The 18,739-nt window shown below is 59.7% G+C and carries 22 protein-coding genes; 13 read left to right on the plus strand and 9 right to left on the minus strand.

The genetic code is table 11. The features are described 5' to 3' along the window. Nucleotides 1-7: 7 nt before the first annotated feature. The 7 genes from ybeY (at nt 8) to trmB (ending at nt 6,325) form a co-directional block, all read left to right on the plus strand. Nucleotides 8-514, plus strand: a complete 507-nt coding sequence (gene ybeY, locus PY308_RS03225; protein ID WP_275788007.1) for an rRNA maturation RNase YbeY — start codon at nt 8-10, stop codon at nt 512-514. A gap of 12 nt (nt 515-526) precedes the next feature. After that, nucleotides 527-1,675, plus strand: a complete 1,149-nt coding sequence (locus PY308_RS03230) for a transporter associated domain-containing protein (protein WP_275788010.1) — start codon at nt 527-529, stop codon at nt 1,673-1,675. 227 nt (nt 1,676-1,902) lie between these two features. Then, on the plus strand, nt 1,903-3,495 hold the full coding sequence (gene lnt / locus PY308_RS03235) for an apolipoprotein N-acyltransferase (protein WP_275788011.1): 1,593 nt from the start codon (nt 1,903-1,905) through the stop codon (nt 3,493-3,495). A 154-nt stretch (nt 3,496-3,649) separates the two neighbouring features. Continuing rightward, on the plus strand, nt 3,650-4,066 hold the full coding sequence (locus PY308_RS03240; protein ID WP_275788013.1) for a helix-turn-helix domain-containing protein: 417 nt from the start codon (nt 3,650-3,652) through the stop codon (nt 4,064-4,066). 16 nt (nt 4,067-4,082) lie between these two features. Beyond that, nucleotides 4,083-4,304, plus strand: coding sequence for a hypothetical protein (locus PY308_RS03245; RefSeq protein ID WP_275788016.1), 222 nt, complete (start codon nt 4,083-4,085; stop codon nt 4,302-4,304). Beyond that, nucleotides 4,276-5,532 carry a methionine adenosyltransferase gene (gene metK, locus PY308_RS03250; protein WP_275788018.1) on the plus strand — a complete coding sequence of 419 codons (1,257 nt, stop codon included), beginning with the start codon at nt 4,276-4,278 and terminating at the stop codon, nt 5,530-5,532. Before PY308_RS03245 ends, metK begins: the two co-directional genes overlap by 29 nt. A gap of 94 nt (nt 5,533-5,626) precedes the next feature. Then, entirely contained in the window at nt 5,627-6,325 is a 699-nt protein-coding gene (trmB, locus tag PY308_RS03255) for a tRNA (guanosine(46)-N7)-methyltransferase TrmB (protein ID WP_275788021.1), read from the plus strand. 25 nt (nt 6,326-6,350) lie between these two features. On the opposite strand, the gene PY308_RS03260 is transcribed toward trmB, so the two are convergent. Next, complete coding sequence (locus tag PY308_RS03260) at nt 6,351-6,608, minus strand: BQ00720 family protein (protein ID WP_275788023.1); 258 nt, start codon at nt 6,606-6,608, stop codon at nt 6,351-6,353. Nucleotides 6,609-6,742: 134 nt separating this feature from the next. Next, complete coding sequence (locus tag PY308_RS03265; RefSeq protein ID WP_275788026.1) at nt 6,743-7,174, minus strand: Hsp20 family protein; 432 nt, start codon at nt 7,172-7,174, stop codon at nt 6,743-6,745. A gap of 151 nt (nt 7,175-7,325) precedes the next feature. On the opposite strand from PY308_RS03265, the gene PY308_RS03270 reads away from it, so the two are divergent. Then, nucleotides 7,326-8,270: a nucleoside hydrolase gene (locus tag PY308_RS03270; RefSeq protein WP_275788029.1), complete on the plus strand. Its 945-nt coding sequence runs from the start codon at nt 7,326-7,328 to the stop codon at nt 8,268-8,270. 48 nt (nt 8,271-8,318) lie between these two features. Here PY308_RS03270 and PY308_RS03275 read toward each other — a convergent pair whose 3' ends face one another. The 4 genes from PY308_RS03275 to PY308_RS03290 all read right to left on the minus strand — a co-directional run bounded on the left by PY308_RS03275 (nt 8,319) and on the right by PY308_RS03290 (nt 13,472). Beyond that, entirely contained in the window at nt 8,319-8,567 is a 249-nt protein-coding gene (locus tag PY308_RS03275; protein ID WP_275788031.1) for a hypothetical protein, read from the minus strand. A 125-nt stretch (nt 8,568-8,692) separates the two neighbouring features. Then, the gene (locus PY308_RS03280) at nt 8,693-11,050 is read right to left on the minus strand and encodes a methyl-accepting chemotaxis protein (protein ID WP_275791004.1); all 2,358 of its coding nucleotides are present in this window, start codon (nt 11,048-11,050) and stop codon (nt 8,693-8,695) included. Nucleotides 11,051-11,327: 277 nt separating this feature from the next. Beyond that, entirely contained in the window at nt 11,328-12,227 is a 900-nt protein-coding gene (locus PY308_RS03285; protein ID WP_275788033.1) for a ribokinase, read from the minus strand. 45 nt (nt 12,228-12,272) lie between these two features. Continuing rightward, complete coding sequence (locus PY308_RS03290; RefSeq protein WP_275788035.1) at nt 12,273-13,472, minus strand: DNA recombination protein RmuC; 1,200 nt, start codon at nt 13,470-13,472, stop codon at nt 12,273-12,275. A gap of 142 nt (nt 13,473-13,614) precedes the next feature. Here PY308_RS03290 and def point away from each other — a divergent pair, with 142 nt between their 5' ends. From def to truA, 5 genes are all read left to right on the plus strand, one after another. After that, nucleotides 13,615-14,139 carry a peptide deformylase gene (gene def / locus PY308_RS03295; protein ID WP_275788038.1) on the plus strand — a complete coding sequence of 175 codons (525 nt, stop codon included), beginning with the start codon at nt 13,615-13,617 and terminating at the stop codon, nt 14,137-14,139. 78 nt (nt 14,140-14,217) lie between these two features. Beyond that, nucleotides 14,218-14,478, plus strand: coding sequence for a FitA-like ribbon-helix-helix domain-containing protein (locus PY308_RS03300; RefSeq protein WP_275788041.1), 261 nt, complete (start codon nt 14,218-14,220; stop codon nt 14,476-14,478). Between the two features lie 5 nt (nt 14,479-14,483). After that, nucleotides 14,484-14,903 (plus strand): type II toxin-antitoxin system VapC family toxin, encoded by a 420-nt coding sequence (locus PY308_RS03305; RefSeq protein ID WP_275788042.1) that lies wholly within the window; start codon nt 14,484-14,486, stop codon nt 14,901-14,903. 21 nt (nt 14,904-14,924) lie between these two features. Further along, complete coding sequence (gene fmt, locus PY308_RS03310; protein WP_275788044.1) at nt 14,925-15,860, plus strand: methionyl-tRNA formyltransferase; 936 nt, start codon at nt 14,925-14,927, stop codon at nt 15,858-15,860. Beyond that, nucleotides 15,860-16,603, plus strand: a complete 744-nt coding sequence (truA, locus tag PY308_RS03315) for a tRNA pseudouridine(38-40) synthase TruA (protein ID WP_275788046.1) — start codon at nt 15,860-15,862, stop codon at nt 16,601-16,603. The genes fmt and truA overlap by 1 nt, the downstream gene beginning before the upstream one ends. A gap of 6 nt (nt 16,604-16,609) precedes the next feature. On the opposite strand, the gene PY308_RS03320 is transcribed toward truA, so the two are convergent. The 3 genes from PY308_RS03320 to PY308_RS03330 all read right to left on the minus strand — a co-directional run bounded on the left by PY308_RS03320 (nt 16,610) and on the right by PY308_RS03330 (nt 18,658). Further along, nucleotides 16,610-17,206 (minus strand): hypothetical protein, encoded by a 597-nt coding sequence (locus PY308_RS03320; protein WP_275788049.1) that lies wholly within the window; start codon nt 17,204-17,206, stop codon nt 16,610-16,612. Continuing rightward, nucleotides 17,193-18,386: a succinyl-diaminopimelate desuccinylase gene (dapE, locus tag PY308_RS03325; RefSeq protein WP_275788051.1), complete on the minus strand. Its 1,194-nt coding sequence runs from the start codon at nt 18,384-18,386 to the stop codon at nt 17,193-17,195. Before dapE ends, PY308_RS03320 begins: the two co-directional genes overlap by 14 nt. Nucleotides 18,387-18,502: 116 nt before the next feature. Continuing rightward, on the minus strand, nt 18,503-18,658 hold the full coding sequence (locus tag PY308_RS03330; protein WP_275788053.1) for a hypothetical protein: 156 nt from the start codon (nt 18,656-18,658) through the stop codon (nt 18,503-18,505). Nucleotides 18,659-18,739: the final 81 nt, after the last annotated feature.

An 18,739-nucleotide genomic window follows, 5' to 3' on the forward strand; every position in this document is an offset into this window, starting at 1 on the left:
GTCGGACATGAGTGCTCTCGATATCCAGATCAGTGTCGAGGAGGGCCAGTGGCCTTCCGAGACGGAGTTGCAGACCCTGAGCGAGCGGGTTCTCGGCGTGAGCGCCGCGTTTCTGGCGGGTGAGGAGAAACAGCCTCTTCCGGAGACGCCGGCCGAGGTTTCCCTGGTTTTCACGGATGACGCATCGATCCGCGAAATCAATGCCCAATGGCGCAAGCAGGACAAGCCGACAAATGTGCTGTCGTTTCCGGCCTTTCCGGTCACGCCAGGCAGGATGCCGGGTCCAATGCTGGGCGATATTATTCTTGCACAGGAAACCCTGACAAGGGAGGCGCGGGAGCTCGACAAGCCGTTTGACGAGCATCTGACTCATCTGCTGGTGCACGGTTTTTTGCATCTTTTCGGCTATGATCACGTTGACGACGCGGATGCCGAAAGAATGGAGAGGCTCGAGACTGGCATTTTGGCCAGTCTTGGGCTATCTGATCCTTATGGGGATAGTGATCCCGTATGATAGTTTGGAACAATGAGCGATTTTAGAACACAGCCTGCCGTGGCTGTCAGGGATGAGGCGGAAGCCTCCGGTCAGGATGAGCCGGGCAGTAGTAGCTCCGCGCCGAAACCTGAAAACGGCAAATCCGGTCTTTCGTTCTGGAGCCGTGCCGCCCGCTTGTGGCGTACTGGAAGCAGTTCCACGATCCGCGAGGATCTTGCCGACGCGCTGATGACGGATCCGGGCGCGGACGCTGCCTTTTCCCCGGCCGAACGGGCCATGCTCAACAATATTCTCCGCTTTCGTGAAGTCCGGGTCGAGGATGTCATGGTGCCGCGCGCCGATATCGAGGCGGTGGATCTGACCGTCACCATCGGCGAACTCATGGTGATATTCGAAGAATCCGGCCGCTCCCGCATGCCGGTCTATAGTGAAAGCCTGGATGATCCTCGCGGCATGGTGCATATCCGCGATCTCCTGTCTTATGTCGCCAAGCAGGCGCGCAACAAGCGGCGCAGCGGCAACCGCACTGCCGCTGCCGGGGTGATCGTCCCTGAAAAGCCTGCCCGCCAGCCGCGCCTGACCTTCGATCTCGGGCGGGTCGATTTGACGAAGACCGTGGAAGAAGCAGGCATCATTCGCCAGGTTCTGTTTGTCCCGCCCTCCATGCATGCATCGGATCTGATGCAGCGCATGCAGGCTGCCCGCATTCAGATGGCACTGGTGATCGACGAATACGGCGGCACGGACGGTCTCGCCTCGCTGGAAGACATCGTGGAAATGGTCGTCGGCGATATCGAGGACGAGCATGACGATGAGGAGGTCATGTTCGCCAAAACTTCCGACGACGTCTTCGTTGCCGACGCGCGTGTGGAACTGGAAGAGATCGCTCAGGCGATCGGCCCGGATTTCGATGTGCGCGAACAGCTTGAGGATGTCGATACGCTCGGCGGCCTGGTCTTCGCGTCACTGGGCCGGATCCCGGCGCGTGGTGAAGTCGTACAGGCTATTCCGGGCTTCGAGTTTCAGGTCCTGGATGCTGACCCGCGTCGGGTCAAGCGGGTCAGGATTGTCCGCAAGCGTCCCGCGGCCCGACGCCGTGTTCTGAAAGCCGACGATGACCTGCCACCCGAAGCGAAGCCGCGTCCGGCCGAAGACGAGTCCCTGCGCGAAACCGGCTGACGGTTCGCGCGTCGGACCTTGATTTCCAGTGTAGGTTGGCGCGTTTGTCGATTGGATCGAGCGCCTCGATCCGGCGGGACGATGACGCCGGGACGGCCGATTCCGGCGCTTCGGGCAGGACAAGCAGCAGGTTTTTTGGAAGACTGCCCACGCGCTGATTCGCATCGGACGTGCCATGGCGCACGGACCTGTTCCGGATGCTTCGCTTATGCCTTTGGGGGAAATACATGGAGTGGCTTGCGGGCAGGATCATGCTGATGTCGGGAGCCCGCAGGGCTCTCGTCGCTTTTGCCGCGGGACTGCTCGCCGTCCTGGCGCTTCCGCCCTTCGGTCTCTTTGCGGCGCCGTTCCTGTCCTTTCCTGTCCTCGTCTGGCTGATAGACGGTGCCTCCGGCGATCCGCACGACGGAATGGTAAAGCGCAGCTTTCCGGCATTCCTCGTCGGCTGGTGTTTCGGGTTTGGCTATTTTCTGGGCGGGCTCTGGTGGCTCGGCAATGCCTTGCTGGTCGAGGCGGACGAGTTCGCCTGGGCCCTGCCGCTCGCCGTTGTCGGATTGCCGGCCTTTCTGGCGCTTTTCTACGGCTTTGCCACCGCTGCGGCCCGCCTGCTGTGGTCGGACGGCGTGAGCCGCATTGCCGCCCTTGCCCTATCCTTCGGCTTCTTTGAATGGCTGCGCAGCTTTGTTCTCACCGGCTTTCCCTGGAACGCGATCGGCTATGCGGCAATGCCTGTGCCTTTGATGATGCAATCGGCGGCCGTCATCGGTCTGGCGGGCGTTAACATGCTGGCCGTCTTCGTCTTTGCCGCTCCGTCTCTGATCGGTACCCGAAAGGGCATGCGTGCCGGCATGGCTCTGGCGGCGCTCCTGGCAGCCGGCCATTTCGGCTATGGCTTCTACCGGATGAACCAACCGCTCCCCGCGCGCGCAACAGCGCTTTCGGTACGTCTTGTCCAACCCCTGATCGATCAGTCCAAAAAGCTCGACGACAGCGAGCGCAGTTCGATTTTCGAGCAGCATCTCGACTTGACGAATGCGCCGGTCGAGAACGGCGGCAGGCGCCCTGATGTCATTGTCTGGCCGGAAACCTCGGTTCCCTTCATCCTGACCGACAATCCGGATGCGCTGGTGCGGATTTCAGACGTACTCGAGGACGGGCAAATTCTCATTGCCGGGGCCGTAAGGACCGAAAATGCCGGAGCCGGTCAGCCGCCGAGATACTATAATTCGATCTACGTCATTGACGACCGTGGGCAAATTGTCAGCGCTTCCGACAAGAGGCATCTTGTGCCCTTCGGGGAATATCTGCCGTTCGAAAATCTCCTGTCGGCCGCCGGCCTGAATGCGATTGCTGCGGCAATGCCGGGTGGATTTTCTGCTGCAGCCGTGCGTACGCTTCTCACCCTGCCCGCAGGCACGAAATTTTACCCGCTGATCTGCTACGAGGCGATATTCCCCGGCGAGATCGGCGATGAGGTGCTTGAGGCCGATGCCCTGCTGAACGTCACCAACGACGCCTGGTTCGGGAACACTCCCGGCCCCTATCAGCATTTTCAACAAGCTCAGCTCCGATCGGTCGAAACCGGATTGCCGCTGATCCGCGCAGCCAATACCGGTGTGTCCGCCATCGTCAATGGCCGGGGCGAGATCATGACCGGCTTTCCCTTTGGGGTCAGGGGATATGTCGATGCGGCGCTTCCCGGAAGAGCTTCGGTGCCCATGCAACTTCACGAACAGCGCCGGAATGGCCTGCTGGTGGCGGCGTGCCTTTTGGGAATGGCGATATTTTCGCGTTTTAGTTTTATTCTAAGGAAGAATTGACCAAAAACCCCTAAAATTGCATAGTGACAGGAACAAATGACCTCTGTCTAATGTTCAGGGGATTGCCCGCTTGGCAGCACCACGAACATCTCTAATCTCCTCATTGCAGGCGACCGGCTAAAGATCGACTGCAAACTCGCTTTGGGAAACCGTCATGATTGAAAATAAAAAGAAACCAAATCCGATTGATATTCATGTCGGGAGCCGAATTCGGCTGCGCCGTACCATGCTTGGCCTTAGCCAGGAGAAGCTGGGCGAAAGCCTGGGGATCACCTTCCAGCAAATTCAAAAATATGAGAAGGGCACCAATCGCGTTGGTGCAAGTCGCCTGCAGAACATATCGAGCATTCTGAATGTTCCGGTATCTTTCTTTTTCGAGGATGCTCCAGGCGACAATTCCGGCCCATCTGGCATGGCCGAGGCTTCAAGCTCGAATTACGTGGTTGATTTTCTCTCTTCGTCGGAGGGGCTTCAGTTGAACCGGGCCTTTGTGAAAATCAGTGACCCTAAAGTTCGCCGCAAGCTTGTCGATCTCGTCAAGGCATTGGCGGTCGAGGCCGAAGCGGATTAGGGTCCGCAGCAAGGCGATGGAAAAGGCGGCCTTGGCCGCTTTTTTTGTGCCTTCACATACAGAAATGCTCTATCGCGCAATTGCTGCTATCTGCGGAAAATTTATCGCCTATGACAGATATAAAGATATATTTATGTCCTTGTGTGCTTGTTTTCTTCAGGCAAAATCAGTAACACCATCGAAGCCGTTTACTGAGAGGGACTTCCCGCATGCGCGCAAACTACCTGTTTACGAGTGAATCCGTGGCAGAAGGTCATCCGGACAAGGTCTGCGATCGGATTTCGGACGAGATCGTCGATCTGGTCTACCGTGAGGCCGCCAAGACGGGGATCGATCCCTGGACCGTGCGTATCGCCTGCGAAACCCTCGCAACGACCAACCGGGTCGTCATTGCCGGCGAAGTGCGCCTTCCGCCAAGCCTCCTGAAAAAGGACAAGGACGGCAAGGACGTCATTAATCCGTCCAAATTCAAGTCTGCCGCCCGCAAGGCGATCCGCGAGATCGGTTACGAACAGGCCGGCTTCCATTGGAAGACGGCCAAGATCGACGTGCTCCTGCATTCCCAATCGGCAGACATCGCACAAGGTGTCGACAACGCGTCCGACAAGCAGGGCGATGAAGGTGCCGGCGATCAGGGCATCATGTTCGGCTATGCCTGCCGCGAGACGGAAGATCTCATGCCGGCGCCGATCTATTATTCGCACCGTATTCTTCATTTACTTGCCACGGCCCGCAAGGCCGGCGAGGGCGATGCCGGAAAGCTCGGTCCCGATGCCAAGAGCCAGGTCACTGTCCGCTATGTCGATGGAAAGCCGCGGGAAGTGGCGTCCATCGTTCTTTCGACGCAGCATCTCGATGAAAGCTGGGACTCTGCCAAGGTGCGCGCCGTGGTAGAGCCCTATATCCGCGAAGCGCTGCACGACATCGAGATCGCCGAAGACTGCAACTGGTACATCAACCCGACCGGCAAGTTCGTGATCGGCGGACCTGATGGTGATGCGGGCCTCACCGGCCGCAAGATCATCGTCGATACCTATGGCGGTGCTGCCCCGCATGGCGGCGGTGCCTTTTCCGGCAAGGACACCACCAAGGTCGACCGTTCCGCGGCGTATGCCGCGCGCTACCTGGCGAAGAATGTCGTCGCAGCCGGTCTTGCCGATCGCTGCACGATCCAGATTTCCTATGCCATCGGCGTTGCCCAGCCGCTGTCTATCTATGTCGATCTGCACGACACCGGCAAGGTTTCCGAGGACCAGGTCGAACAGGCGATCCGCAAGACCATGGATCTGTCGCCCTCCGGTATCCGCCGTCATCTCGATTTGAACAAGCCGATCTACGCCAAAACGTCGGCCTACGGCCATTTCGGCCGCAAGGCAGGCCGTGACGGTTCCTTCTCGTGGGAGAAACTCGATCTGGTCAAGCCTTTGAAGGACGCTCTGAAGGAAGAGACGCTGAAGGCTGCCTGAACCGCCTCTGGACGGGCAGCATCGCAAGACAGTAAAGAGCGGGTGTTTCCTTCGGGGAAGCGCCCGCTTTTTTGACAATTGAGAGACGACGTCCATGACCGACCAGCACCGCAGCCGCGCCACAGAGGCTTTCTTCGGACGCAGAAAGGGCAAGCCGCTCCGCGCGCTGCAGGCCGCGCATCTGGAAACGGTACTACCGCTGTTGAAGCTCGATCTGCAAACAGCGTCACCGGGGAATATAAAGACGCTGTTCAGCCATCCGGTCGATCAGGTAAGGCTCGAAATCGGCTTCGGCGGCGGCGAGCACCTGATCCACCGCGCTGTCGAAAGCCCGTCCACCGGCTTCATCGGCGTCGAGCCTTTCGTCAATTCCATGGCAAAGCTTGTCGGACAGATCGAGGAACATGGTGCCGAAAATATCCGTCTTTACGACGATGACGCCACCCAGGTGCTGGACTGGCTGCCGGACGCCTCGATCGATCATATCGATCTGCTCTATCCCGATCCCTGGCCCAAGCGAAAGCACTGGAAGCGGCGCTTCGTTTCCAGGGTCAATCTCGATCGTTTTGCGCGCGTTCTGAAGCCGGGCGGCATCTTCTGCTTTGCCTCGGACATCGGCACCTACATCAACTGGACCCTGACGCATTGCCGGGACCACGCGGCCTTCGACTGGACGGCGGAAAATGCCAGCGACTGGCTGACGCCCTATGCGGGCTGGCCGAGCACGCGTTATGAGGCCAAGGCGCGGAGGGAAGGGCGCAAGTCTTCCTACCTGACATTCAGGCGAGTGTGACGCCGACACGTCGGATCTGTGATTTTCAGTGCAGGCTGACGGTCTTCAAATCGTCTTCCGCCGCCTTGAAAAACGTGCTGGAGCGGTTGTCGGTCAGGAGAATGGGCGTGCCGTCGGCGCCGAAAAGTGCCCAGAGATCGAGGCCCGCTTCCATTTTCGGGGCTTCCGGAAAAACACGGGAAACTTCGTCCGAGCGCATCTTGCGGATATAGCCGACCTCGCCTGCCCCAAGATGCGCAAGATCGTTTTTCGACAGGGCGGTGCTGACGTGTTTCAATCCCATGAGCCGTACTCCGTGATATGCGGACCTGCCGGACGAGACAGCATCAGGACCGCAAGGCATTGATTCTCTGCACGAAGTCGACCGTCGGTAAAGGTCGCCGGTCTTGCGGGCAGCCGGCAAATCCGCCGGTCAATTCACTCTGGGACTGAAATATTAATTTTCTTTACCATACGGACGGGCTCGGGCCGAATTAGATCGACCGACAGTAAACCGTTTCGCAACACCGCTCCGGAAACCTGCATTCCATCAGCAAGAACGAACATACGCTGGAACTGGCGTGCCGCAATGCCGCGATGCAAATAGTCGCGTTCGCCCGTTTCAGACTGCCGCCCCCGGATGATCAGCTGATGTTCCTCGATGGTGACATCAAGATCCTCTTCCGAAAATCCAGCCACTGCCAGGGTGATTCGCAAGAATTCGGGCTCGCCGGCTGCCTCGTTACGATGAATACGTTCGATGTTGTAGGGAGGGTATCCGTCGCTGCCCTTGGCGATGCGCTCAAGGGTCTTTTCCATTGCGTCGAAGCCGAGCAACAGTGGGCTCGTAAAAGGGGTGGTCCGGGTCATCCAATAGTCCTTGGTTCTCAAGCGACCGTCTGCAGACCCGCTTGGCGGCATCCACAAGCCCAATATGGGAGTTGTGGGCGTAAATCGCAAGCCGCTTGCGCAGAGGCGAAAGGCAAATCATAGTCCGCCCGCGATTTGTAAAGGAGACTGCATGACGATGCCGAGAAAGATCATCATCGACACCGATCCCGGTCAGGACGATGCTGCAGCCATCATGTTGGCACTGGGCAGCCCTGGGGAACTCGATGTTCTCGGCATCACAGCGGTGGCGGGAAACGTGCCCGTGGCGCTGACAGCCCGCAATGTCCGCGTCATCTGCGAGCTGTGCAATCGGCAGGATATCAAGGTCTTTGCAGGAGCGGACCGCCCGCTGGTCCGGAAATTGGTGACGGCAGAGCATGTCCACGGAAAAACCGGTCTCGACGGCCCCGTCGTCAACGAGCCGACAATGCTGCTGCAAGAGCGGCACGCAGTCGAATTCATTGTCGAAACGCTGCTGTCGGAGGAGCCGGGCACTGTGACGCTCTGCACCTTGGGAGCGCTGACCAATATTGCTCTTGCGCTGCAACAAGCTCCGGACATAGCCGGCCGCATCCTGGAACTCGTCATGATGGGCGGCGGCCTTTTCGAGGGCGGCAATATCACGCCCGCTGCCGAGTTCAATGTCTATGTCGATCCCGAAGCGGCGGCGATCGTGTTTAAATCCGGCATTCCGATCGTCATGATGCCGCTGGATGTCACGCATAAGGTCCTGACCCACAAGGCGCGTGTCGAGAGGATCAAGGCCATCGGCTCGCCGGCCGCAGTTGCGATGGCGCAGATGCTGGAGTTCTTCGAACGGTTTGACGTTGCGAAATATGGCAGCGACGGCGGCCCCCTTCACGACCCGACGGTCATCGCTTATCTGCTGAAGCCTGAACTTTTCGGGGGGCGCGACTGCAATGTGGAGATCGAGACGGAGTCGGCGCTGACCATGGGCATGACAGTGATCGACTGGTGGCAGGTAACCGGACGTCAGCACAATGCCAAGGTCATGCGCGACATCGATGCGCAAGGGTTTTTCGATCTTCTGACCGAACGGTTGGCCCGTCTCTGAATACCGAAATCGAGGGCAACCGCACGCGGTTGCCCTCGATACTTTGCATTATGGATTTGTTGTCGTCGCCGGCGTGTTGTTGGCCGGTGTTTCGGTTGCGGGCTGGTTCGTCGAAGGTGTCTCGACAGCAGGCACGTTAACGTTGACATCCGTGCCACCGCCGTTGCCGCCCATGTCGATGACGCCGGTAAACATCAGCAAGGCACCGATGACGACGAGAGCCAGGATAACGGCGACCGCCCATCCCGCGCTGCTGCTACGGCCCGTATTGATGATTGTTGGTCCACGATCACTCATGAAATTTCCTCGGTTTCAGGTGTCTGATAAACGCGATTGGCCTGTACAAGTTCCGTGCACCGGGAAATGCCTGAAACGAAAACGGCGCCACCGGGCGCCGAATTCGATCTTCGACAGGGTCTGGATCAGAACTCTTCCCAATGGTCTTGGGCGAGAGCTGCGTTTCCAGACGTTTTTGGCGTGGATTTCGATGACGCAGCGCGATCAGCTTGAGGCCTTGCGGGAGCAGTGTATCGTTGTGTCCCTGTTGGAGCCCGCATCTTTTCCGCAGCGCCGCGAAGCATGCCGGCCTGAGATTGATGCTGATGCGCAACGCGGAAGCGGGCGACAAGCGTGCCGAGGGCTCGGGCCTCTTCGTTCAGCGTCATGCTGGCGGCCGTTGTCTCCTCGACCATCGCGGCATTCTGCTGGGTTACCTGATCCATCTGGTTCACCGCGGTGTTGATCTCCTTGAGGCCGACGGCCTGTTCGGAGGCAGAGCCGGAAATCTGGCGGATCAGTCCGTTGATCTGAACCACCTGATCGGCGATCTTCTGCAGCGCACCTCCCGCCCTGCCCACCAGATCCACCCCATCGCGCACCTGGCCTGCCGAGGTGTTGATCAGCGTCTTGATTTCCTTGGCGGCATTGGCCGAGCGCTGGGCGAGTTCCCGGACCTCCTGAGCGACGACGGCAAATCCCTTGCCTGCCTCGCCTGCACGCGCGGCTTCGACACCGGCATTGAGCGCCAGGAGATTCGTCTGGAAAGCGATTTCATCGATCACGCCGATGATGCGGCTGACTTCACCCGACGACTGTTCGATGCCCTTCATCGCGGCAATGGCTTTTTGAACGACCTCGCCGGATTGTTCCGCATCGCTGCTCGCCGTCTCCACCGATTTTGCAGCCACCTTGGCATTGTCGGCACTTGCATTGACCTGCGAGGTCAGTTCGTCAAGCGCCGCAGCCGTTTCTTCCAGGCTTGCCGCCTGCTGTTCCGTGCGGTGCGACAGGTCGTTGGCGGCGTTGCTGATTTCACTGGTCCCGGTGCCGATATTGACGACCGATGTGTTGACCGTGCGGATGGTTTCTTCAAGGCTTTCCACCGCCGCATTGAAGTCGCTCTTCAATTGCGCGTACTCACCCGGAAAATCCTCGACGACGCGATAGGTGAGATCGCCCGAAGACAGGTGGGACAGTCCCTCGGCGAGCTTCGAAACGATATGCCGTTGCGTTGCTGTGGACCGGGCACGTTCCGCCTCGGATTGGCTGCGGTGTTCCTCGGACTGCAGACGCTCCCGCTGCGCTTCGGCTTCGAGACGCCTGGTATCGGCGAGCTGATGCCGGAATCCTTCGAGGGCTTTGGCGACAGATCCCGTCTCATCAATCCGATCCTGACCTGAAATCGGTGCCGTATAGATGCCGCCGCTAAGGGCTTCCACATCGCGTACAAGGCTTGCCAGGGGCTTCTGGACGAAGCTGCGCACGGCAAGATAAAGCCCGAGCAGAACAGCGGCGAGCACGATCAGGCCGCCGGCGACCATCATGTAGGTCTGGGCCGCCACCGGCGCGTTGATGGCGCTTTGAGGAACATCGACCAACACGACCCATGTCGTGTTCACATCCGGCAGCGAGAAGGGATAGACGACCCGCTCGAATGTCTCGAGCCCATCATAGCTAAGATCATGGATCATGCCTGGCCGGGAAGTGGACAGTGCATCCTTCACGATGTCGGCTCCGACGCCGTCATAATCCTTCATCAGCAGATCCGGCACCGGGGCCACCAGCCATTTGCCGGTCTGCGACAGCAGCGTCACCCGGCCGGTGCCGAAGGGTCGGATATCCCTAACCTTGCTGGCCAGTGAACTCAACGAGACATCGACGCCGCTGACGCCAAGCAATTTTCCGCCCGAGATCACCGGATAAGCGATGGAGGACATGGAATTGTTATCGCCCGTCGTCGTCTCGGTGTAGGGCGGCGACATCGCACCTTTCAGGCTCTTTGCAGCAAGCGCATACCAGTCGGCCGGATAATCCGAATCGAAGGTCGAGAAATCGATGCCCGTTTTACCCTTCGTCCAATAGGGATTCAGCGTTCCGTCTTTGCTCGCGCCGAAATCCTTCTTGCCGGCATAGTCGGTGGCCTTTCCATCGAAGACATTCGGCTCTTCGGCAAACCAGCTGCCGAAGGCGAAGGTGTTCTTCTCGACATTGGCTTTCAGGAGGTCGACGACACCTTTCCGATCGAGATAGCCGCCTTCGTGGCCACGACCGATAATGCCCGCCGTCGAGCGCGCTGCGCCGGCCAGTTCGGCAATGTTGCTGGCAATATCGGACGCAATCGATTTGGCCTCTGTCCGGGCCTGGTCAAGAACCAGGGTTTCGACCCGATCCTGCGTTTGCGAGATAAGCACGGTGTTGGATGCAAGCAGGAAGAGCGCGATGGTGGCGCCCGTGACGGCGATCAGCTTGGTCGCAAGCGACTTTGCCTTGAACTTGAACATGAATCCTCGCATGGTGAAGCCTCCGGCATTCAAGGCCGGGTAGCGGAGCGATCTGAATGGAAATGCCCCCTCATGGAGCGGTGGATGCCAACTGGCACCAGGAGCCCGTCGCTGATCCTGAAGGACGAGCCTCTTACCTGTTTGCTTAACAATATATATGTTAAAATTGCACCAAGGTGCCCTGCCTAAATCATGCGGAATTCACCCTGGTTGCCTGCTCCGCCACGACGGCAACATTCAATATTTTCGATTGCGAAGGCTGGTTCTGCACCGGCGCTTAGACGAGCTTGTCCACTGCTTCGGCATAGGGAATTGCCGGCTGCGCGCCGGGGTTGAGGCAGGCGAGCGAGCCGGCGACAGCCGCCCGGCGAAGCGCGCTGTCGAAATCCAGGCCTGCATTGAGACTGGCTGCAAGATAGCCGCAGAACGTGTCGCCGGCCCCGACAGTATCGACAGGCTCGATAGCCAGGCCTTTGGCACGGTACACGATTCCGTCCCGCACCGCCGCTACGCCTTCGGCTCCCAACGTCACAATCACTGTCTGCCCGGTTTCTTGCGCCAGATCCTGCATGGCCTGCACGCGCTCGGCATCCGAAAGTCCTGAGCGGCCAGCGAGAAGCTCGAACTCGGTTTCGTTGGCAACGACGATGTCTGCCATGCGGCCCAGCCGCGCAGCATCGTCGGTCAAGGGAGCAATGTTGATGATCGACGTGACGCCTTTGCTTTTCGCGGCACGAAGAGCCGCTTCGACCGAGGCCGGCGGGATTTCGAGCTGCAGCATCAGCATGTCGCCGGGGGTCATCGGGGACACGGCCGCCGCCGCATCGTCAGGGCTAACAGTACCGTTGGCGCTCGCGACCACGACGATGACGTTTTCGCCGTCTCCGCCAACGAGAATATGGGCCGTGCCGGTGGGTTCGTCCGCCGTTTTCACCAGTGCAAGATCGGTCCCCGCTTGTCTGAGCAATGCCAGAGCCTCGGCGGCGAAATGATCGGATCCGACGGCACCTGCCATGCGCACCTCGGCGCCGCCGCGCCGTGCAGCCAGAGCCTGATTGGCGCCCTTGCCGCCGGCCGCAGTGGAAAAGCTGGTGCCGGCAACCGTTTCACCCGGCTTCGGCAGCCGCGCTGTGGTGGCAATCAGGTCCATGTTGATGGAGCCGAAAACTGTAATCATCTGGTGCATCTCCCGGGCAATTTTCCGGGACAGTGCCCGAGAGGGTCAGTCTTCGTCAACCACTCTCAGCTTCAACTGCCCCACACGGCTGTCGAAGGATTTCGGGTCCGGCTTTGTCGCCTCGCTCTCGCCGGGCGTTTGAAGCTCAAGCGCCTCGATCCGGCTGCCGCGCCGCTTCAGCTTGTCCGAGGAAACCAGGATGTCGTCGACATCCTTCTGTGTGGTCAGGAAATGGCCGTGCAGCTTGCGCACCCGGTCGTCCAGTCGTGTCAGATCGTCCATGAGGCGGATGACCTCGCCCTGAACGAGATGCGCCTGTTCGCGCATCCGTGCATCCCGCAGGATCGCCTGGATGACCTGGATCGACAGCATCAGCAGCGACGGCGAAACGATGACGACCCGCGCCCGATGCGCCTTCTGCACAATGCCCTCGAAATTCTCGTGGATTTCGGCAAAGATCGATTCCGAGGGAACGAAGAGGAAAGCGGTCTCCTGTGTCTCGCCGGGGATCAGGTATTTTCCCGCGATGTCACGGATATGCACCTCCATGTCCCGCCGGAACTGTTGAGCCGCCTGCTTGGCCATGTCGGGTGTATCTGCGCTGCGGATCGCGTTCCAGCCTTCGAGCGGAAATTTCGCATCGATTACCAGCGCCGGCTGGCCGTTCGGCATGCGCACGGTACAGTCCGGCCGCGATCCGTTCGAGAGTGCAGCCTGGAAGACGTAAGCGCCCATCGGCAATCCATCGGCAATGATCGTTTCCATGCGCGACTGACCGAAAGCGCCACGGGTCTGCTTGTTGGAGAGAATGCTCTGCAAGCCCGCCATGTCCTTGGCAAGAGACTGGATATTGGTCTGCGCGGTATCGATCACCGCCAGCCGCTCCTGCAACCGGCGCAGGTTTTCGTGGGTCGCCCTGGTCTGTTCGGTGATCGACGTGCCGAGCCTGTGGGTCATGCCGTCGATTCTCTGGCTGATCGATTGATTCAATTCCGATTGCCGTGCGCCAAAAACATCCGCCATTGCCGCGATGCGGCCCTGCATTTCCGTCTGGGTCGCAAGCAGGGCGGTCATGCGCTCTTCTGCGGCCTGAGCGGCCTGCCTCTCCCGCCGCCGGCTAAGAGCAAGCGGAATGCCGCAGATCACGAAAAGCGCGATCCCGAGGAAAAGGCCGGTGCCAAGCGTCAGCGTATAGTCGCCGACGATGAGGAGAGGCTGATCGAGGGATAGTGTCAGGGGTTCCATCGCGTCAGAATAGGCGAAAGAAACCGTATTGACCAGATCAAAACGGGAACATTGCGCTGTGCCTTTGGATGTGGCCTGTTACAGTGCACATTTCTTCCACCCGCCAATTCCATCGGCGCAAAAGATCGGATATGGGAGCAAAATGACCATAAAGCCGCTCATAATCCTGCCTGACCCCGTGTTGCGTCAGCTTTCCGCACCAATTGAAACGGTCGACACAGACGTGCTCCGTCTCGCGGACGATATGCTGGAGACGATGTACGACGCTCCCGGCATAGGCCTGGCTGCGATTCAGATCGGTGTGCCCCGCCGTCTTCTGGTCATAGACCTGTCAAAAGATGATGAAGACAAGCAGCCGCAGGTCTTCATCAACCCCCAGATCCTTACCTCGTCGGCCGAGCGCTCGGTCTATGAGGAAGGCTGCCTGTCGATCCCGGATTATTATGCCGAAGTCGAGCGCCCGGCGGCGATAACGGTCGAGTATATCGACCGCAATGGCGGGAAACAGACGATCGAGGCGGATGGTCTGCTGGCGACCTGCCTCCAGCATGAAATCGACCATCTCAACGGTTTGCTGTTCATCGACTACATCTCGAAGCTCAAGCGCGAAATGGTGATCCGCAAATTTGCGAAGTCCGCCAAGATGCGCGGCAGCAAGGCCATTTGAGCCGGAGTTGAATGTTTCGCGGGATTGCGCTATGATATCATTGATATCAGGGTGGGAATTCTGGACGGAGAATAATGTATGGGCGATTTATTGGTTCGTGGAGTGGATGATGCGTTAAAGGTCGAGTTGCAGGAAAGCGCCCGCCGGAACGGCCGTAGTCTTTCAGACGAAGCAATTGCGCAAATCCGGTTGGCGCTCGCGCGGAACAACGGGCAAGGCACCACCGCCGGTCAGCGCTTGAAGTCGCTTTTGGGCTCGGAGAGATTCAGCGAGGCTGAATTGGACGAAATCGAAAAAGTCCGCAAACAGCCGGATCGTATGCCGCCGGACTTTGGCTAACTCACATGATCGTGCTGGACACGAACGTCATTTCCGAATTGCAAGGTCGCAAGAACAGCGAGAAAATTCTTGACTGGCTGGAGGGCTATGAAAGCGAACAGGTCTTCCTGACCGCGATCGCTATAGCGGAGATTCACTTTGGCATAGCTCTTTTGCCTTCCGGAGCAAGGCAAGACGCACTGCGGGAAACCTTCATGCGCATCGAAAACGAGTTTGAGGGGCGGATTTTGACCTTTTCGCGATCTGCAGCTCCGCACTACGGCGTTATCGCTGCCGAAAGGCAAAAGCAGGGGCGGCAGATGGAGACCAAGGACGCCATGATCGCCGCCATCTGCATCGCCCATGATGCGACGCTGGCCACGCGCAATGTAAAAGATTTCGCAGGCCTTGATTTGAAGCTGATAAACCCGTTTGAAGAGGCTTGATCAGAACGGGAGTCCTCGGCCGTGCCGCTTCGCATCATCTTCATGGGAACACCCGAGTTCTCGGTTCCGACATTGGCCGCGCTGGCACAGGCGGGCCATAGCATCGCCGCCGTTTATACCCAGCCGCCGCGTCCGGGCGGCCGGCGTGGCCTGGATTTGCAGAAGTCGCCAGTCCATCAGGCAGCGGAACTTCTCGGGATCCCGGTTTTTACACCTGTGAACTTCAAGGACGAGGCGGAGCGTCAGGCGTTCCGCGATTTGAATGCCGACGTGGCCGTTGTCGTGGCTTACGGCCTGCTGCTTCCGCAAGATATCCTGAACGGCACCCGGCTTGGCTGCTACAATGGCCACGCATCGCTCCTGCCGCGCTGGCGTGGTGCGGCACCCATCCAGCGCGCCATCATGGCAGGCGACCCCGAGACCGGCATGATGGTCATGAAGATGGACAAGGGGCTCGATACCGGCCCGGTAGCCTTGACGAAAACCGTCTCCATTGGAGCCGACATGACGGCGGGCGAACTGCATGACAGACTGATGCTGGCAGGCGCCGGTCTGATGACGGAGGCCATGGAAAAGCTCGAGGGCGGCGAACTGCCGTTGACGCCGCAGCCCGAACAGGGCGTCATCTATGCGGCCAAGATCAGCAAGGCGGAAACGCGGATCGATTTCTCCAGGCCGGCCAACGAAGTGCACGACCACATTCGAGGCCTGTCGCCTTTTCCCGGCGCCTGGTTCGAAATCGAAATCGGCGGCAGGCTGGAGCGGATCAAGGTTTTATCCTCGGTGATCGAAAAGGCCGGCGGCGAGACCGGAACGGCCCTTTTTGACGATCTCACAATTGCCTGCGGCGACGGGGCCGTGCGGCTGACGCGGTTGCAGAAGGCTGGCGGCAAGGTTCTGCCAGCGGATGACTTCCGGCGCGGCACCCCCGTTCCTGCCGGCACGAGACTTTTCTGATGCCGCGTTTTCGTGTGACGATCGAATATGACGGGTCCGCCTATGTCGGCTGGCAGAGGCAGGACAACGGCGCGTCCGTGCAGAGCGCCGTCGAGAAAGCCGTATTCCGCCTGACGGGCGAGACGGTGCCGGTGCGTGGTGCCGGCCGCACGGATTCCGGCGTCCATGCCTGGGGCCAGGTGGCGCATCTGGACCTGACGCGCGCATGGAAACCCGAAACCCTGCGCAATGCGCTCAATGCCTATCTCGGACAAGCCGGCGACCGGGTTTCGATCATCGATGCGGCGGCAGTCGGGCCAGAGTTCGATGCCCGCTTTTCGGCGCTCAGGCGTCACTATCTCTACCGCATCCTCTCGCGCCCGGCGCCGCTCGCGCTGGAGGCGAAGCGCGCCTGGTGGGTTTCGAAAACGCTTGATCACCAGGCGATGCATGCCGCCGCGCAGATGCTGATCGGTCGCCATGACTTCACCACTTTCCGCTCGACCCACTGCCAGGCAAACAGCCCTGTCCGCACGCTTGACCGGTTGGATGTGACGCGCAGCGGTGATCTGATCGAAATCCGGGCGACGGCGCAGAGTTTTCTCCACAACCAGATTCGCTCCTTTGCAGGCACCCTGAAGCTCGTCGGCGAGGGCAGGTGGACGCCGGCCGATGTGCGTGCGGCGCTCGAAGCCAGGGACCGCAAGGCCTGTGGCCCGGTCGCCCCGCCGGACGGGCTCTATTTCATGCAGGTCGATTATTGAGTCGTGTCAGCCCGGCATCACGCCAAGCAGATACGGAAGCCGGACATTCAGCATCAACGGCGTCAGGGTGAGAAGACCTGTAAGGACGCTTGCGAGCAGCAGTTGATCCTTGGCGATGGTGCGCATCAGGCGAAAGATCAGGACGAAATTGACGATCAGCAGAATAATCGGAAAAAGTCCCAGAATGTCGCCGCTGCCGGGGATGACCAGTTGAAGAGCCGACGGGACCGCCATTGCATAGACGATCGGCACGGACAGCCAATTGGTGGCTATCACGACCGGCGCGAGAATTTCCGCAAAGCCGAGGGGTCGCGCAAGCGCCGCAACGATGATCAGCGGTACAAACCACATGGCCGAATCGATAACGAACAGCTTGACGATAAAGATCACGCCGGTCGCGGCGCCCTCCGGCATGTTGGCGAGGTAAAAGAGACGCCATGTGGCCCAGCCGATGGCCATCGGCGGCAGGCACCAGAGAAAGGCAGCAAGGGAGCGCAGAACGCCGGACGCGCTGATATCGAGCCAGTCGTAGCCGCTTCGATCGCACTTGATCAGCAGCCAGACACCCCTCAGATGCGAGACTATTTCCTCAATTTGCGGCATGACCAAACCAGCGGCTGATGAAGGTTTCGTAGATTTCGGTCAATGTCTCCAGATCCGCAAGTGCGACCCGCTCATCGACCATATGCATTGTCTGGCCCACCAGCCCGAACTCGACGACCGGGCAATAGTCCTTGATGAAGCGGGCGTCCGATGTGCCGCCGGTGGTCGAGAGTTTCGGCTGCCTGCCGGTGACGGCCTCGACAGCACCGGACAGCGAAGCGATCAGCCCATTGTTTCGGGTCAGGAAAACATGGCTCGGCCGCTCGCTCCAGAGGATGTCGTAGCGCACCGGTGGGCGGTCGGGGCGAAGAACACTTTCCACCGAGGCCGCGTCCAGTCGTGCAATGATCTCGGCTTTCAGGCTCTCGGCGGTCCAGCTGTCGTTGAAGCGGATGTTGAAGCTTGCCGATGCTTTGGCCGGAATGACATTGACGGCCTTGTTGCCGACGTCGATCGTCGTGACCTCCAGATTGGACGGCTGGAAATCGGCAGTGCCTGCGTCGAAAGGCGGGTCGAGGAGGGCCTGCGTAAGGGCGATGACGCCCCGCACCGGGCTGTCGGCAAGATGGGGATAGGCGGCATGGCCCTGAACGCCGTGGACGGTGATGGTGCCGGACAGCGAGCCCCGCCGGCCGATCTTGATCATGTCGCCAAGCGTGTCGGGATTGGTTGGCTCGCCGACGAGGCAGGCATCCCAACGCTCGCCTTTCGCGGCAGCCCATTCGAGCAGCTTGGCCGTTCCGTTGATCGCGGGACCTTCCTCGTCGCCGGTGATCAGGAAGGATATCGAGCCCTTCGGCGGCCCGTGCCTTTCTATGTGCCGGGCGACAGCCGCAGCAAAGCAGGCGATCCCGCCCTTCATATCGACGGCGCCGCGTCCGTACATGTCACCACCGGCGATTTCGGCCGAGAATGGCGCATGCGTCCAGGCTGCCTCGTCGCCCACAGGCACCACATCGGTATGTCCGGCAAACATCAGATGGGGCCCGCCGCTGCCGAGCCGTGCGTAGAGATTTTCGATATCGGGCGTGCCCGCCTCCCGGGCCGTGACCCGCTCCACGGCAAAGCCGATCGGCGCCAGCATGGCTTCCAGTGCAGTCAGCGCGCCGCCTTCGGCGGGGGTGACGGATTGACAGCGGATGAGGGCGGCAAGATTGGCGGCGGGATCTGTAACGGTCATCTGGGAAAGCCTGCGGTGTTTCGAGGGCTTGGTTTAGCCGATCGCCGTCAGGCTGTCACGAGCCCCGTCCCACCGTTTCGCCGTCTGAATTTTCCGCGATGCTGCGGCATCCCGTCTTACGGGTTGGTTTTCTCAATTCTGACCAGTTGTCCTGCCCAATGCTTATGGCCGATCATCTGCCGGCTCGAAAACTGGATCAGCGGAATGCTCGCTACAACGAGAATGAGCAGGGCAATATAGAGAAGTCCGAGATCGATATGCCGCGATTTCAATGCGAAGTCTCCAGTTTCGCTTTATGAATGCCTGCCGTTCCTGACACCAGCCTGAACGGCTGATCAAGTCGTGGTCTTCCA

It is taken from the genome of Pararhizobium gei (assembly GCF_029223885.1).
In the GTDB taxonomy this organism is placed as follows: Bacteria; Pseudomonadota; Alphaproteobacteria; order Rhizobiales; family Rhizobiaceae; genus Pararhizobium; species Pararhizobium gei.

Coding starts and splice junctions, on each gene's coding strand:
- PY308_RS03320 (WP_275788049.1), bottom strand. CDS start 17,206: ATGCCGCAAATTGAGGAAATAGTCTCGCATCTGAGGGGTGTCTGGCTG.
- PY308_RS03270 (WP_275788029.1), top strand. CDS start 7,326: ATGACGATGCCGAGAAAGATCATCATCGACACCGATCCCGGTCAGGAC.
- def (WP_275788038.1), top strand. CDS start 13,615: ATGACCATAAAGCCGCTCATAATCCTGCCTGACCCCGTGTTGCGTCAG.
- PY308_RS03290 (WP_275788035.1), bottom strand. CDS start 13,472: ATGGAACCCCTGACACTATCCCTCGATCAGCCTCTCCTCATCGTCGGC.
- PY308_RS03265 (WP_275788026.1), bottom strand. CDS start 7,174: ATGACCCGGACCACCCCTTTTACGAGCCCACTGTTGCTCGGCTTCGAC.
- ybeY (WP_275788007.1), top strand. CDS start 8: ATGAGTGCTCTCGATATCCAGATCAGTGTCGAGGAGGGCCAGTGGCCT.
- PY308_RS03300 (WP_275788041.1), top strand. CDS start 14,218: ATGGGCGATTTATTGGTTCGTGGAGTGGATGATGCGTTAAAGGTCGAG.
- truA (WP_275788046.1), top strand. CDS start 15,860: ATGCCGCGTTTTCGTGTGACGATCGAATATGACGGGTCCGCCTATGTC.
- PY308_RS03260 (WP_275788023.1), bottom strand. CDS start 6,608: ATGGGATTGAAACACGTCAGCACCGCCCTGTCGAAAAACGATCTTGCG.
- metK (WP_275788018.1), top strand. CDS start 4,276: ATGCGCGCAAACTACCTGTTTACGAGTGAATCCGTGGCAGAAGGTCAT.
- trmB (WP_275788021.1), top strand. CDS start 5,627: ATGACCGACCAGCACCGCAGCCGCGCCACAGAGGCTTTCTTCGGACGC.
- dapE (WP_275788051.1), bottom strand. CDS start 18,386: ATGACCGTTACAGATCCCGCCGCCAATCTTGCCGCCCTCATCCGCTGT.
- PY308_RS03280 (WP_275791004.1), bottom strand. CDS start 11,050: ATGTTCAAGTTCAAGGCAAAGTCGCTTGCGACCAAGCTGATCGCCGTC.
- PY308_RS03285 (WP_275788033.1), bottom strand. CDS start 12,227: ATGATTACAGTTTTCGGCTCCATCAACATGGACCTGATTGCCACCACA.
- PY308_RS03275 (WP_275788031.1), bottom strand. CDS start 8,567: ATGAGTGATCGTGGACCAACAATCATCAATACGGGCCGTAGCAGCAGC.
- PY308_RS03240 (WP_275788013.1), top strand. CDS start 3,650: ATGATTGAAAATAAAAAGAAACCAAATCCGATTGATATTCATGTCGGG.
- lnt (WP_275788011.1), top strand. CDS start 1,903: ATGGAGTGGCTTGCGGGCAGGATCATGCTGATGTCGGGAGCCCGCAGG.
- PY308_RS03230 (WP_275788010.1), top strand. CDS start 527: ATGAGCGATTTTAGAACACAGCCTGCCGTGGCTGTCAGGGATGAGGCG.
- PY308_RS03305 (WP_275788042.1), top strand. CDS start 14,484: ATGATCGTGCTGGACACGAACGTCATTTCCGAATTGCAAGGTCGCAAG.
- PY308_RS03245 (WP_275788016.1), top strand. CDS start 4,083: ATGGAAAAGGCGGCCTTGGCCGCTTTTTTTGTGCCTTCACATACAGAA.